Raw genomic sequence first — 14,890 nt, forward strand, 5'->3', positions numbered from 1 at the left:
CGGTATCCCCGCTGAAATCAAAGCCAGGAAAAAGCAATACGAATATTACCGAGAAAAACTACTGGCCTTCAAACCCCTAACCCCCCATAAAGGAGTTAAAAAATGCTAACAGCATTTTTTACAATTAATAATAAAAGAGCTTGCAGAATTTGAAATATTTTTTAAAATGACAAAAACAAAAAATCCTATTTTTAAAAATAAAAGTTTTAGTATCACAGAGCCAAAAATACCCATAGCACAATGAAATAAAAAACTTAAAAATCCTAACGCTTTTTTAAAAACAAGCCCTAAAACAGGCGATAGGGTGGTTTTTAATGGCTGTTTTTTGCTAGGCGTTTTAACAAACCCTTAAAGGGTTGTTATTAAAGGGGTTTTAAAGCTTCCACACTATCTCGGTAAAAATGTGGCTTCTGTCTTGATCGGTGGCGGGCTGGCTGTCTAATTTTGGCCCGTTCCACCCCATTTTATAGCCTTGATGCATCAACACATTATAATATTCAAATTTAATGTCGGCTGAGAAATTTTTAGTGAATTTATAGCCCAAGTTGAGCGATAGGACTTGTTCGTTCGCCCTAGGCCCATAAGTCAAACGCCCCAATAAGCCCCAAAGGAATTTCCTATGCACCCCACCGCCAAAGGCAAACACGGTAAAAGCGTTCGCGTCCATCATGTAAGACAAAGAGTTAAGGGTGTTGGCATAAACGGTGTTCGTCCAAAAGTCAAAGCCCAAGCGGTTACCATGGTAGCCTATCATCCAGTTAGCGTTCCCAAAGGATTTATAAATCCCAAAACCAAAATTGTATTCATTCCATTCAAACTTTTGTTTGATCATCAAGCTGTGCGCGTTCTTACCGGCTGGCATGCCAAATTGATAGGTGTCCCAAAATCTTTTAGCGTAAAAGGGATTAAGCACGGTAATATCGGTTTGAGAGCGAAACCCTAATCCGGTAAAAGTGGGGTTACTGTCATAAGTGATCGTAAAGTTAGGGTCGTATTCGTTAAAGGGTGAAAAATAGACAAAAGGCTGAATGCTGAAACCCTTGTAATTCCAAATGATGTAAAAGGCATGCACCCCGGGGTTTATGGTTTGCCCGTTTTTAAGGGTGTAGGTTTTAGGCGAATAGAAATTATAAAGCCACTCATTATAGGCAAAGCCACGACCAAACGAGCTAAACCACCAGAATTTGAAATTCCCTAAATTTAAGGTCATGTCCAAGCCTTGGTTGTAACCGCTCATATAGTCCGCTGGGGATTCGTACCTTCCGCCCCTAATTTCAAAAATATCTTTGTAGTTGTAGCGCAAGTAAGCGTTATAAATCACATAGTTTCTGGTGTGATCGGCATAGGTTTTTGCGCAAGTGGAAGCCGCTAAAGCTTCTTGATTAGACAACTGCGTCATTTCAGCTTGAGTCATCTTATCGTATTGGCCTTGGGTCAAATTCCCTGTGGCTAACCCGCAAGTCGCCCATGGTTTTTGCCCTACAAGACCGCCCCAATAGCCCACATAGTTCCATGTCATAGCCCCATAGGGTTTTCCTGTAACTTCGTTAATAAAATCCTTAGTGGTATCATAAATTACAGCACCCCCCCAACCTCCAAGACTCCCGTCTAAATGGTGCCCGTTAGCCGTAGCGCTTTTGGGCAAAAGCTCCGTAAAATCCACTTGCATGTAAGCCATGACCGTCATAAAGGTTTCGGTAGGGTAAAGCCCTTTATTAGTGTTGATAGGTTTGTTATTGAAACCGACTTTAGAGAAACTTTCAGCACCCGCTTTAATTTTAGCGATTTTACCCAAATCAAAAGCTTGACTTTGAGAAGAGAATAAAAAAAGAAGCGTTGCGATATTTTTAGCAGATGCAACCTTATAGTTCATGTGTTTAACCTTTAGTATAAACCAAAAATTCTAAATAGAGTAAGCCAACACCATTCAAAGAAAATTTTTTCTTGCAGATCTTAAACATCTAATCAGTCTGTTCATCTTTCGTCCTTTTTTCTACGAAGTCCGACTTACAAAGTTAATTCTTAACTAAGTCGTGCGTTAATACTAGCATAATATTATGGTTTTTTTTAATTTTGAGAATAAAATTTTTCTTTGCTAGTCAAATACAGACACTCAAAGCCTTATTTCATCTCAATATTATTTAATTTTTTAATTTATTCATTCCTTAACACGCTTAAAGCGTCAATAGTAGAAGCTTTTTTAGACGGGTAATAAGAAGAAAGGGCTACGATGATCACAGAGCCTATTAGAGTGAGCGTAAAATCCATTAAAGACAAATCCAAAGGCAAGGTGTTAATGCCATAGACATCCGCCGGGAGCGAGATGATAGGGAACACGCTTAAAAGATACATGCTTATAAACGCTAAAACCACCCCAAGGATCACACCGCCCAAACCAATGATATTACCCAAATAAAAAAAGGTTTTTTGGATTTCTTTTTGGCTACTCCCCATGCTAAAGAGTAGGGCGATTTCTTTACGCCTGTTCATCACCACCATTAAAAGCGAGCTGATGATATTCAAAGACGCCATTAAAATAATGAGCATGAGCACAATGAATAACGCTCTTTTTTCTAATTCCATCGCCGAGAAAAAATTCCCGTTTTGTTGCCACCACCCTTCAATGCCTATGCCATGGTGGTTGATGGTTTTTAAAGCGTTGCGTAAATTTTCAATATCCTTCATGGGCGTTTTAGAATAGACATGCACCCCATCATAAAGCCCTAAGGGCAACCTCCTGATCGCACTTATAGCTTGAAGGCTAGTATACATATAGCTCATGTCGTAAGATTTTAGCCCTGAATCAAAATCGCCTTTGATGGTAAAACGCTTCATGATAGGGGAGAGCGTGAGACCGGTTGGCTCTAATTCGGTGAAAAACAAATCGGCTTTTTGATTGAGATCTAGATTCAAGCTGTATCTCAAGCTTTTCCCCACGATCAAATTAAAAGGGTTTTTAAAAAGATCGTTTGTATTGGTGTTTTTTAAAGCGTCGTTTAAAACTTCATTGATGCGCCTTTCTTTAGAAAAATCAACCCCAAACACCACGCCACCATTCATGGAATGCGCGCTTTTAATCAGGCTTTGGGTTTGCAAATAGGGGCTAAAAAGCAAATTAGGGAACTTTTTTTCTAAAGCTTGAACCACTTCTTCACTGATCCCATAAGGGCTTGTGGTATAGAGCGTTAAGGGGTAGTTCATCACAAAAAGCTTTTTTTCAAATTCCTTACTCATGCCGTTCATGATCGCCATAGCCACAATTAAAACCATCACGCCAACCGCCACGCCAAAAAAGGCTAATAAAGCGGTGATGCTAATAAATGGCTGGCTTTTATCAAAACGCAAATAACGCTTGATAAGGAAAAAGATTAAGGATCTATTTGGCAAATAAGCCCTTTTTAGGCCCGCTTTTAGCGCAACAATCTTTGTATTTTTTGCCGCTTTGACAAGGGCAAGGCTCGTTTCTTTTAGGGGTTTTAGCGAAAGCTTTCATGGCCACATTCAAATCTTCATCTAAAGTTTCTTCATGGCGGTAAGTTACGCTCTCATGCTCTCTTTCTTCGCTAAAGTTCTCTAAGTAACGATCCGCATCGCTAGAATCTTGCTCATTTTCAAACTGGATCTTAGAAAAGGTTTTGATCGCTTCTATTTTAATGTCTTCAATGAGTTCTAAGAAAAGGTTGTAACTCTCTTTTTTGTATTCTACAAGGGGGTCTTTTTGGTTATAGCCTCTCAAATTGATACCGGTTTTGAGATTATCCATCGTATAAAGGTGCTCTCGCCATGCGTTGTCTAAAATCTGCAAATACACGATGCGTTCGATCCGGCTTCTTTGTTCGCTGTCTAAAACTTTCATTTTGTTTTCATAATCGCTTTTGAGTTTTTCAGCCACAAATTTTTCAATAGGGGAGGCTTTTTCTAAATCCTCTAATTCAACATGAGTGTTAAAATCTTCTTTTAAGACGTTTTTAAGCCCTAAAAGTTCCTCTTCAGACAGGTTTTGATGGTCAAAGGCTTTGAGTTTAGAAAAGATTTGATTGAGTGCGTATTCTCTGTTTTCAGCGATTTTAGCGCTAATATCGTAATTGGCATCTAATAATTCATCTCTAAATTTATACACGCTTTTTCGTTGTTCATTAGCCACATCATCGTATTCTAACAAATGCTTACGGCTTTCAAAATGCAAGTTTTCCACTTTTTTTTGCGCGTTTTCCACCGCTCTTGTTACGAGCTTGGATTCAATGTGTTCGCCGTCTTTAAGCCCTAATTTTTCCATCACCCCCTTAATCCTATCGCTCCCAAAAATGCGTAACAGATTGTCTTCTAAACTCAAATAAAATTGACTTGTTCCCGGATCACCCTGGCGCCCGCTTCGCCCCCTTAATTGGTTGTCAATCCTGCGGCTCTCATGCCTTTCAGTGCCAATGATATACAGCCCCCCAAGCTCTTTGATTTCATCAGTGAGTTTAATATCAACGCCTCTCCCTGCCATGTTAGTCGCAATCGTAACCGCCCCTTTAAGCCCAGCGTCTTTGATGATTTCAGCTTCTTTGGTGTGCTGCTTGGCGTTTAAAACGGTGTGAGGGATGCGCTCTTTTTTGAGTAAAGCGTGCAAGGTTTCACTCTTTTCAATGCTAGCCGTGCCAACTAGAACGGGCTGACCCTTATCGTGCAATTCTTTAATCTTAAGGATCACCGCGTCAAATTTTTCTTTTTCACTCTTATAGATGAGATCGTTCAAATCTTTCCGCTTGATCGCTAAATTAGTAGGGATAGACACCACTTCTAAATTATAGATTTCTAAAAATTCTGTGGCTTCGGTTTGAGCCGTACCTGTCATGCCTGAAAGTTTAGAAAACATCCTGAAATAATTTTGGAAAGTAATATCGGCTAAGGTTTGGCTCTCTTCTTTAATGCTCACGCCCTCTTTAGCCTCTAAAGCCTGATGCAGGCCCTCACTAAAGCGCCTCCCCTCAGACAAGCGGCCGGTAAATTCATCTACAATCACCACTTCATTATTGGCTACAATATAATCTTTATCAATAAAAAAGAGGTAATTCGCTTTCAAAGCCTGGTCTAAATGGTGCGATAAGGCGGCGTTTTCAATCTTGTATAAATTATCCACACCAAAGAGATTTTCGGCTTTTTTAATCCCCTCTTCAGTGATCAAAATCGCGCGGTTTTTTTCATCTATGGTGAAATCGGTTTCCACTTGCATGCTTTTAGCGACTTCATCAGCCTTGTTGTAATTTTCCATGCGCCTATCCACAGGCCCTGAAATGATTAAAGGGGTTCTCGCTTCATCAATTAAAATGGAATCCACCTCATCAACAATAGCGAACGCATGCGATTTTTGCACCTTATGCTCTAAAGAATATTTCATGTTATCCCTTAGATAATCAAAGCCAAATTCATTATTAGTGCCATAAACAATGTCTTTAGAATAAATTTCTAAGCGTTCATCATCGTCTCGCACGCTCGCAGTGATCGTGCCTACGCTATAACCTAAAAAATGATACAACGGCTCCATTTCTTTAGAATCCCTATGGGCTAGGTAATCATTAACGGTTACCACATACACGCTCTCGCCCTTTAAAGCGTTCAAAGCCACCGCTAAAGTAGCGACTAAAGTCTTACCCTCGCCAGTTTTCATTTCAGCGATCTTACCATCGTTTAAGACCATGCCCCCAATGAGTTGCACGTCAAAATGGCGCATCTTTAAGATCCTTTTGCTCGCTTCTCTGGTGATAGCAAAACTTTCTGGTAAAACTTCTAAAAGGGTTTTTTCTTGCAAATCTTTTTCTGTGGATCGCACTCGTTTTTTTAATTCTTCAAAAGCGTTTTGCAGCTCAACATCGCTCATTTTTTCATAAGTAGGCTCTAAGGCGTTGATGGCTAGGACTTGTTTTTTGTATTGTTTGATCCAGCGATCGTTTCTGGTGCCAATGATTTTTCCAATTATTGCTTTTATCATAGTAGTAATAACCTTATTAAGAGTGCTTTAATCTCATTTATTTTATTAAAGCGCCAGTTTTTAATCCCATTTTAGCATGGATAAAATAAAAGTCTTGTAAAATAAAGGGTTTTATTAAAGATGAGAGATTGTTTTAAGGTTTGAATAATGAAAGCTTTTTTAAAGATTGTAATGGTTTTGATTTTTATGGGCGTTGCTTGTGCTAAAAATCCTCCAACCCTTTCTAAAGAAGAAGAGGTTTTACAGCATTTGCAAAGTTTTAGTGCGCATTTCAAGCAGGTTTTAAAAAACGAAAAGCCTTTAGTTTATTATGGGGTTTTAAAAGCTAAAGCTCCTAATTGGGCTTTATGGGTTTATGAAAAGCCTTTAAAAAAAGAAATTTACATGAACGATAAAGAAGTGGTAATTTATGAGCCTAATTTATTCCAAGCGACCATTACGCCCTTAAAAGACAAGACGGATTTTTTCACCATCCTCAAGCGCTTAAAAAAGCAAGATGACGGATCTTTTAAAACGACTATCAACAAAACCGCTTATCGTTTGGTTTTTAAAGACGGCAAGCCTTTTTCGCTAGAATTTAAAGATGGAATGAATAATCTTGTAACGATCACTTTTTCTCAAGCAGAAATCAACCCCACCATTGCTGATGGAATCTTTGTTTTTAAGCCTAAAGATGAAAATATTGATATTGTGCGCCAGTGATTTTTAATGATTCATTGCGTTTTGTTAGCAAAAGTTAGTTAAAATAGACAAGCCTTTAGAAATCATGGGGCTGACTTGGATTTCGACAGATTTCTTGTCGCACAGATAGCATGCCAAGCGCTGCTTGTAAAACAGCAACAAAAATAACTGTAAACAACGCAGATTACGCTCCAGCTTACGCTAAAGCTGCGTGAGTTAATCTCCTTTTGGAGCTGGACTGATTAGAATTTCTAGCGTTTTAATCACTCCATAACCTTAAGCTAGACGCTTTTAAAAGGTGGTTCGCCTTTTAAACTAAGAAAAAGAACTCTTGAAACTACCTCAAGGTTTTAGAAAGTTGGACCAGAGCTAGTTTTAAGGCTAAAAACTAACCAATTTTCTAAGCATTGTAGAAGTTTGTGTTTAGGACAAGATTTTTGGACTGGGGTTCGATTCCCCACAGCTCCACCATATTAAAAAGTATCATTTTTATAGCGTATTTAAGGAAGGTAAATGCAGAAGTTTTTCTCTCGTTTTAGAAGGTGGGCGTTGCCCTTTTATTTTGTGAGCGCTTTAGCAGCGATTGATATTGATGAAGTGACAGAAGCTCAAGCTAACAGCGTGAAATTAAGCGATCAGTTAGTAAGCCTGAGCGATAAGCTTTTAGAAAAAGCGGTGGATAGGGGGCGCAATACTGATCACTTAAAAGATCTTAGCGATTTGCATGAAAAAATCAAACATTTGCGCTTGATCTTAGAGCCTAAGCCTAAGGACAAAGAAAATAATCCTAACTTAAAAGATCATCAAGGCTCTGAAACGATTGAAATCGGCGAAGCGGTTAAGAAGGCTTTAGGCGAGCCGGTATTCCCCCAAGACGCACTAGACGCCGCTTTGCAAATTGACAAACAGCTAGATTCCTTCAAGCAAGACAATTTGGTTGATGTTAAGCCCTTAAAAGATGTTTTAGCCCAACTAGAAGCCGAATTGAGAAAAGCCATTAATTTCCAAAAACAATGGCTCAATTCTACCAAGCCTAATTGATAGGGTTTAAAAAAAGAATTTCACGCTAACTATAAGGTTGCTCCTGTCTTGTGTGTTCGCCTTAAAGGCTTTATTAAAAGGGCTAGTGAGATCATTAACCTTATAGCCAGTGTGCATGCTTACCGCATAGTATTGTAAATTCACATCAACGCTAGCAAAAGAACCCCATTTATAGCCCAAGTGCAAGTTAATGGATCTTTCGCTCGCTCTAGTGGCATAAGTGTATCTGCCTAAAATCCCCCATAAAAACCCTCTATACACGCCCCCACCAAAGACATATCCGCTAACAGAGTCTGCGGTAACAGCGTTACTAAAAACCAAACCATAAATGCTGTTACTTCTTATGTCAAAAGGGATCGGGTTACCATACCAGCCAATCCTTGCGTTAGCGTTGCCAAAATTTTGGTAATAACCAAAGCCAAAGTTAAACTCGTTGTAGTCAAAGCGTTGGTGGATTAAAAGCGATGCGCCCCACTCGCCAATCTTAGAGTTACGCCAATACACATCGTATAAATCTTTAGCATAAACAGGGAAAATCGCATTAATAGTGGTTTGAGATCGCAACCCTAAGCCTTTGAATTTCGGGTTGCTATCAATATGGATTTTAATCCCTGGCGCTCCGTAAGTCTTAGGCGAAAAATAAGCAAAAGGCATGACTTGAACATGCTTGCTAGAAAAATAGAGTTGCGCGGCATGGATGCCATCATCAACTTCTTTTCTGCCATCTTCAGTTACAATAGGGGCATACCAATCTCGTATCCATTGCCCAAAAGCTAAAGCCCTCCCAAAAGAGCTAAACCATTTTAACGCTATCTTAGAATTGATTTTATAATCCAGTTCAAAACCTTGTGTGTAGGAACTCATAAAATCCATGTTAGAGAGATAGCGCCCTAATTTTAAGTGGAATTTATCGCCATAAGAATAAAACAGATAGGAGTTATACAGCACATAATTACGGGTGTGAGCGTCAGATTCTATGCGGGAGTCTTTCCAAGGAGCGTCGCCTAAATACCCCCACCAACGCCCTATGAGGTAATAAAGTTCTGATCCATAGACTTGATGCGTGGCTTGGTCTATGAGCGTTTTGGTGGAATCGTAAGCGAGCGCTCCTAAAATCCCGCCAACGCCTATTTTTAAGCTGTGTTTTTCAATGTTTTTAGGGAGCAGATTGGAATCCACTTGAAGCTTGATCGTGGCGGTTATAAAGGTGGCTGTAGGGAAAATCCCTTCTTTGGAATTGAGTTTGGAATGGTTAAACCCCACTTTAGAAAAAGACTCCGCTACCCCACTAAACTTATAATCAAAAGCCAATAAAGGGCTTTGATTGTAAAGAATAGAAACAAACAATAGAGGTAATTTTTGAAATTTTAACACAGAATGAACCTTTGTTTCATTTTCGCCCGTATCATATTCCAATTTTATTAAAAAACCCATTAAAAATAAAAGTATTCAAATAATTATCTAAATATTATTCTTTTTTTGTTTCGCTTTCATTTTTTGTCGGCTCAAAAGAATACCCTAAAGCCTGATAGATTTGATTGTGGTAACGGACTTGATTGTCTTCCAAACTCTCTTGAAAAGATTTTTTAAAATGCGGATCTAGCGTGTTTAAAAACACCTCTAGCCCTATCGCGCTGGAATAATTCACCCAATCATGCCTTAAATCGCTCTCTAATAAGGAAGCGTATTCTATCAGCGTTTCATCGCTGTTTTGCAAGGCATTGACAATGAATAAATTTTTCCTGTCTTTAGGCTGGGTGAGCAAGAGTAAAGAGGGGTTGAAATTGATTTGTGTGGAAAGGATTTTAAGGGGCTTATACTCTAAAAGCCCTATTTGAGAAAGGATCAGGCCGCTTTTAGTGGTAGGGGTGTTCAAAATCAAAATAGAATTTTTAAAAAACGCATCATGTTTTCTAAAATTTTTAGAAAAACTGGTCGCTTGCTTGTAAGAAATGTTTTCTTGGTGTTTGACTTCAACGTTTAAAGACTCCGTGATTTGTCTCAAGCGTTCGCCTATCAGGCCATCATCGTCGTATTCAATCACGGGCGAATTAGGGTTAATGAAAGCCGTGAGCATGCCTAATTGCTCTTTATAGTCAATCCCCCCAAAATACAAGCGCTCGCTTAAAGAAGGCTCGGTATGATTTTCTAATTGCGTTTTATTCACCGTAGGCACATAAGTAGGGGTGCTGATGGTGGTGTTTTGGAGCAAATTTTCCACGCCTTCTTTAGTCAATAAGGCTATCACAAAAGGGAATTTTTCTTTTTCAATCTCTTTATAGGTTTGCTCTAATTTTTCAGGGCTTTCTTCATCGCTGTCAAAGACTTGGATATTGAAATCGTTGTTTCTGGTGTTCAAATACGCTAAAAGGGTGTTCATCACCGAAATGGCATAACGCCCCACGACTTTTTTAGGCAGTAAAATCGCTAATTCAATCTTAGGCTCATAGCTTTCTTTAGCTGGGGTTTGAGAAGCGATGGATACGGGGTTGAGTTTATTGAGTATGTCATGATAATAAGTTTTAAGGCTCTCATCTTGATTATTGTTATCATATTGAGAAACAAAAGAAAAGATTTGATTTTGCAGCATCAAGTCTTTCAAGCATTCCAAAGAGCAAGACTCTGTCTTAATGATTTGCTGGTGCGCTGGGGGCAAAGGGGAAAACAGATAGCTTTTAGCGTTCAAGCTTATCGCACAAAAAGTTGAAACAATCAGCGCAAAGCGTTTGAAAAATCTTTTTCTTAAGGCGTATGGCATTTTTTAATATCTTTTAAACTGAATTTCCTAAAATTTTATTATTATAGAATAATTAACCCTAACAAGGGGACTGATTTTACCCCTACAATCCAACAAGAGGACTTTTTTCAAGGCGTGTGGGATCAAACGCGCTTTTAAACACTCAAACCCTATGAAATCCCTATTATAAGGGCACAAAGCGAGAACCAAACCCCCTAACTTTTAATTTTTCAACCATTAAAGGATTGCATCAAAGGAACAAATGGTGCATGCTTTCATGCTTTGATGATCCTCTAGCGCCAATTATAGATATAAGGCCTTAAGCTAATGCAATAATCTCTAGTGCTCAATATATCCTTACGCATGTCCCCTAATTGCCCAGACAACACTTCTTGCACTTTTCTTAATTGGTTGATCTCAGTGTTTTGCGCGCTGATGACTTTTTTTAAATCCCTTATTTCTTTAATCAAATCCGCATTACTGATCGCTTTATTGGCTTGTTCTGGATCTGCACTTAAAAAAGCCAACGCTACACACCAACTCACAACGATTTTTTTCATCACCATTCTCCTTTTTTATCCTATTCCAACACTCAGCCATAGCTCAATAAAAGGGATCGCCCCTTTTAATGGAAACAAAACTAGAGCCTGAAATTCTCCATTAAATTAAAGTTCATGTAGCGATAGATCTTGTCTTTTTGGCTCTCTAGCTTTTCGCTCACTAAATCCATGTATTCTTCTTTAGTGGGGATTCTCCCTAGTAAAGCGCACGCCGCCCCAAGCTCCGCACTGCCTAAATACACTTTAGCTCCTCTACCCATGCGATTATCAAAATTGCGCGTGGAAGTGGAAAAGACGACCGCATTATCCCTAACCCTCGCTTGATTGCCCATGCACAAGCTACAGCCTGGGACTTCAGTCCTTGCCCCGGCAGCTCCAAAAATCGCATAATAGCCCTCATTAATCAGCTCTTGTTCGTCCATTTTACTGGGTGGCACTACCCAAAGACGCGCTTGACTGGGAGGAGCGTTTTTAACGATTTCACCAAAGGCTCTAAAATGCCCGATATTCGTCATGCAAGATCCAATAAACACTTCATCAATAGCGTGGGGTCTTTTGCCGGTCGTATCCGCTAAAACTTCGCTCAAAGTAGCGACATCATCAGGGTCATTAGGGCATGCCAAAATAGGCTCTGTGATTTCTGCCACATCAATTTCAATGACAGCGGCGTATTGGGCGTTACTATCTGGCTCTAACAATACCGGATTATCCACCCAAGCTTGCATCGCATCTTTGCGTTTTTTCAAAGTCTCTTTGTCTTCATAACCGCTCGCAATCATCTCATCAATGAGCTTGATATTGGATTTCAAGTATTCAATCATCGGCTCTTTATTCAAACGCACCACGCAAGCAGCCGCGCTCCTTTCCGCGCTCGCATCACTTAGTTCAAAAGCCTGCTCCATTTTAATATCAGGCAAGCCTTCAATCTCTAAAATACGCCCGTTAAAGACATTGATTTTACCCTTTTTCTCCACCGTGAGTAACCCTTTTTTAATGGCATAATAAGGGATCGCATTCACTAAATCCCTTAAGGTGATCCCAGGATTCATTTCCCCTTTAAAACGCACTAACACGGATTCTGGCATGTTCAATGGCATCGTGCCTGTAACCGCTGCAAAAGCGACTAACCCGCTCCCTGCCGGAAAACTAATGCCTAAAGGGAAACGGGTGTGGCTATCCCCACCTGTGCCTAAAGTGTCAGGCAATCCCATGCGGTTCAGCCATGTATGGATCACGCCATCGCCCGGATGCAACGCCACACCGCCTCTTTGAGTGATAAAGCCAGGCAAACTCGCATGCAAACTCACATCGCTAGGTTTTGGGTAAGCGGCGGTATGGCAAAAACTCTGCAACACAAAAGGCGCATCAAACTTCAAGCTCGCCAATTCTTTAACCTCATCTCTGGTCATCGCCCCTGTGGTGTCTTGACTGCCCACGGTGGTAACCTTTGGCTCACAATAAGTCCCAGGTAAGATCCCTTTTACCCCACAAGCATGGCCTACGATTTTTTGGGCTAAAGTGTAGCCTTTAGCGTCGCTTTTAGGAGCGGATGGCTTTTTAAACGCTTCCGATTCGCCTAGCCCTAAAAATTTACGCGCTTTATTCGTCAAACCCCTACCGATGATTAAAGGGATACGCCCAGAAGCCCTAACTTCATCTAACAAAGTTTCAGGCTCTAGCTTAAAAGTGCTAACCACCTTATCGTTCAGCGTGATTTCGCCTTTATAAGGATAGATTTTAATCAAATCGCCCTCTTTTAAATCCTTAACGTCAGCTACAATGGGTAACGCCCCGCTATCTTCACAAGTCGCAAAGAAAATCGGAGCGATCACCCCCCCAATCACAATGCCCCCACTCCTTTTATTAGGCACAAAAGGAATGTCCTTACCAAAATGCCACATGATAGAGTTTGTCGCGCTTTTTCTAGAGCTTCCTGTGCCAACCACATCGCCCACATACGCTACAGGAACGCCTTTAGTTTTAATGGCTTTTATGCGTTGTTCGTAATTTTCAATCCGGTTTTTTAGCATGGCTTTGGCATGTAAAGGAATATCGCTTCGCGTGAAAGCATCGCTCGCTGGGCTTAAATCATCGGTATTGGTTTCGCCATCAATCTTAAACACGCACGCTTCAATGCATTCATTCAAAGGCTCTTTATTCAAAAACCATTCGGCGTTCGCCCAAGACTCTAGCACTTCTTTAGCCAGAGCGTTAGTTTTGCTCATTGCCGCAATTTTATCAAACGATCCATAGACTAAAAGAGTGGTTTTTAAAGCTTTCGCGCTCTCTTTAGCGATGTTTTTGTCTTGACTCTCTAATCCCACAATCAAAGGCTCTACATTATACCCCCCAAGCATCGTGCCTAAAAGAGTGGTCGCTTCTAAAGCGCTAATGTGTGCACATTCTAGTTTTTTTTGAGACAATTTAGCTAAAAATTCCGCTTTCACTTTCGCCCCCTCATCAACCCCAGGGCTTACCCTGTGAATAAGTAATTCTTTAGCGAAAGCGGCGTTTGTGGGATCTTTTGTTAAAATCTCAACGACGGCTTGAACTTGTTTAGCGCTTAAGGGGAGTGGCGGGATATTCTCACTTTCTCTTTCTGAAACGCTTTTTTTGTAATCTTCTAAAAAATCTTTCATCATTTCTCCTTTTTAAATCGCATTATTGGCTAATGCCCTAATTATTTGCCCCATGATAACAAAACTCTTTTTACTTTTAGTTAAGTTGTAAGAAACTTTAGCTACCATGCGATGCAAAAAAGGATTTTAAGTGCGTTTTGGTAAAATTGATTATTTGAACATGCTCCCTTTTGATGTGTTTATCAAATCTTACCCCACCCCTTGTTATTTCAAACAATTTTTACGGCTTAAAAAAACCTACCCCTCCAAACTCAATCAAAGTTTTTTATTCAGGCGCATTGATGCGGGCTTTATTTCTTCTATCGCTGGCTATCCATTCGCTCTTTGTTCTTATTCTTTAGGCATTGTCGCTTATAAGGAAGTTTTAAGCGTGCTGGTTGTGGATACAAAAAACGCTTTTGACAAAGAAAGCGCTTCTTCAAACGCCCTCTCTCAAGTTCTAGGGTTAAAAGGCGAAGTGTTAATCGGCAATAAAGCGTTGCAGTTTTATTATTCCAACCCCAAAAAAGATTTTATAGATTTAGCCGCTCTGTGGTATGAAAAAAAACGCTTGCCGTTTGTTTTTGGGCGTTTGTGTTATTATCAAAACAAGGATTTTTACAAGCGTTTGTCTTTAGCTTTCAAACACAAAAAAACAAAAATCCCTTACTACATCCTTAAAGAAGCCGCTTTAAAAACCAACTTGAAACGCCAAGATATTCTGCATTACTTGCAAAAAATTTACTACACTTTAGGCAAAAAAGAGCAATTAGGCCTTAAAGCGTTCTATCGTGAATTGTTGTTCAAACGCATTCAAAAACCCAAGCGTTTTTAGCGATTCGCTGAGGAGAATGTAGGCTTAAAATTTAGAAAGGGTGTTTTTAAGCAAGATTAGGTTACAATCACAAGTTTTATTAAAATTTTATTAATTAATTAAGAAGGGATCATGCAAGCAAAGATAAAAAACAAGCGGGTTTTGGTGAAATTTTCTGGGGAAGCGTTAGCTGGGGACAACCAGTTTGGGATTGACATTCATGTGTTAGATCACATCGCTAAAGAGATCAAAAGTTTAGTGGAAAACGATATTGAAGTGGGTATTGTGATTGGTGGAGGCAATATCATTAGGGGGGTTAGCGCGGCTCAAGGGGGGATTATCAGGCGCACTAGTGGGGATTATATGGGCATGTTAGCCACCGTGATTAATGCGGTAGCGATGCAAGAAGCTTTAGAGCATATCGGTTTAGACACAAGAGTGCAGAGCGCCATTGAAATTAAAGAG

Annotated in this window: 12 protein-coding genes and 1 other RNA gene; 6 read left to right on the forward strand and 7 right to left on the reverse strand. The window is 39.8% G+C overall.

What is annotated here, in order from left to right; translation table 11 throughout:
• Positions 1–109: restriction endonuclease subunit S (locus BZK24_RS07520; protein WP_143424395.1), on the forward strand; the 109-nt coding region annotated here is incomplete at its 5' end.
• A 264-nt stretch (positions 110–373) separates the two neighbouring features.
• On the opposite strand, the gene hofF is transcribed toward BZK24_RS07520, so the two are convergent.
• From hofF to secA, 3 genes are all read right to left on the reverse strand, one after another.
• Positions 374–1,873: an outer membrane beta-barrel protein HofF gene (gene hofF, locus BZK24_RS07525; protein WP_077657047.1), complete on the reverse strand. Its 1,500-nt coding sequence runs from the start codon at positions 1,871–1,873 to the stop codon at positions 374–376.
• Positions 1,874–2,154: 281 nt separating this feature from the next.
• Positions 2,155–3,387 carry an FtsX-like permease family protein gene (locus BZK24_RS07530; protein ID WP_077657048.1) on the reverse strand — a complete coding sequence of 411 codons (1,233 nt, stop codon included), beginning with the start codon at positions 3,385–3,387 and terminating at the stop codon, positions 2,155–2,157.
• Positions 3,377–5,974, reverse strand: coding sequence for a preprotein translocase subunit SecA (gene secA, locus BZK24_RS07535; protein ID WP_077657049.1), 2,598 nt, complete (start codon positions 5,972–5,974; stop codon positions 3,377–3,379). Before secA ends, BZK24_RS07530 begins: the two co-directional genes overlap by 11 nt.
• Before the next feature lie 147 nt (positions 5,975–6,121).
• Here secA and lolA point away from each other — a divergent pair, with 147 nt between their 5' ends.
• From lolA to BZK24_RS07550, 3 genes are all read left to right on the forward strand, one after another.
• A complete protein-coding gene (gene lolA / locus BZK24_RS07540) occupies positions 6,122–6,676 on the forward strand; it encodes a LolA-like outer membrane lipoprotein chaperone (RefSeq protein ID WP_077657050.1) in 555 nt (184 codons plus the stop codon).
• 66 nt (positions 6,677–6,742) lie between these two features.
• Positions 6,743–7,126: a transfer-messenger RNA gene (ssrA, locus tag BZK24_RS07545) on the forward strand.
• A 42-nt stretch (positions 7,127–7,168) separates the two neighbouring features.
• Positions 7,169–7,696, forward strand: a complete 528-nt coding sequence (locus BZK24_RS07550; protein ID WP_001168786.1) for a hypothetical protein — start codon at positions 7,169–7,171, stop codon at positions 7,694–7,696.
• A 6-nt stretch (positions 7,697–7,702) separates the two neighbouring features.
• On the opposite strand, the gene hofE is transcribed toward BZK24_RS07550, so the two are convergent.
• The 4 genes from hofE to acnB all read right to left on the reverse strand — a co-directional run bounded on the left by hofE (position 7,703) and on the right by acnB (position 13,632).
• Positions 7,703–9,070, reverse strand: coding sequence for an outer membrane beta-barrel protein HofE (gene hofE, locus BZK24_RS07555; protein WP_077657056.1), 1,368 nt, complete (start codon positions 9,068–9,070; stop codon positions 7,703–7,705).
• Between the two features lie 94 nt (positions 9,071–9,164).
• Positions 9,165–10,454, reverse strand: coding sequence for a hypothetical protein (locus BZK24_RS07560; protein WP_077657051.1), 1,290 nt, complete (start codon positions 10,452–10,454; stop codon positions 9,165–9,167).
• Positions 10,455–10,726: 272 nt separating this feature from the next.
• Positions 10,727–10,993, reverse strand: coding sequence for a hypothetical protein (locus BZK24_RS07565; protein ID WP_000725297.1), 267 nt, complete (start codon positions 10,991–10,993; stop codon positions 10,727–10,729).
• 80 nt (positions 10,994–11,073) lie between these two features.
• Positions 11,074–13,632, reverse strand: coding sequence for a bifunctional aconitate hydratase 2/2-methylisocitrate dehydratase (gene acnB, locus BZK24_RS07570; RefSeq protein WP_171972428.1), 2,559 nt, complete (start codon positions 13,630–13,632; stop codon positions 11,074–11,076).
• A 130-nt stretch (positions 13,633–13,762) separates the two neighbouring features.
• On the opposite strand from acnB, the gene BZK24_RS07575 reads away from it, so the two are divergent.
• Both BZK24_RS07575 and BZK24_RS07580 read left to right on the forward strand, forming a co-directional pair.
• Complete coding sequence (locus BZK24_RS07575; protein WP_077657054.1) at positions 13,763–14,446, forward strand: MqnA/MqnD/SBP family protein; 684 nt, start codon at positions 13,763–13,765, stop codon at positions 14,444–14,446.
• Between the two features lie 111 nt (positions 14,447–14,557).
• Positions 14,558–14,890 (forward strand): amino acid kinase family protein (locus BZK24_RS07580; protein WP_524707130.1); only part of this gene is annotated, 333 nt, incomplete at its 3' end.

The organism is Helicobacter pylori, assembly GCF_001998165.1.
Lineage (GTDB): Bacteria > Campylobacterota > Campylobacteria > Campylobacterales > Helicobacteraceae > Helicobacter > Helicobacter pylori_DL.

Bases quoted from the DNA above. Each gene is read 5' to 3' on its own strand.
- hofF (WP_077657047.1), bottom strand. From the start codon at position 1,873: ATGAACTATAAGGTTGCATCTGCTAAAAATATCGCAACGCTTCTTTTT.
- secA (WP_077657049.1), bottom strand. From the start codon at position 5,974: ATGATAAAAGCAATAATTGGAAAAATCATTGGCACCAGAAACGATCGC.
- lolA (WP_077657050.1), top strand. From the start codon at position 6,122: ATGAAAGCTTTTTTAAAGATTGTAATGGTTTTGATTTTTATGGGCGTT.
- BZK24_RS07550 (WP_001168786.1), top strand. From the start codon at position 7,169: ATGCAGAAGTTTTTCTCTCGTTTTAGAAGGTGGGCGTTGCCCTTTTAT.
- BZK24_RS07560 (WP_077657051.1), bottom strand. From the start codon at position 10,454: ATGCCATACGCCTTAAGAAAAAGATTTTTCAAACGCTTTGCGCTGATT.
- BZK24_RS07565 (WP_000725297.1), bottom strand. From the start codon at position 10,993: ATGAAAAAAATCGTTGTGAGTTGGTGTGTAGCGTTGGCTTTTTTAAGT.
- acnB (WP_171972428.1), bottom strand. From the start codon at position 13,632: ATGAAAGATTTTTTAGAAGATTACAAAAAAAGCGTTTCAGAAAGAGAA.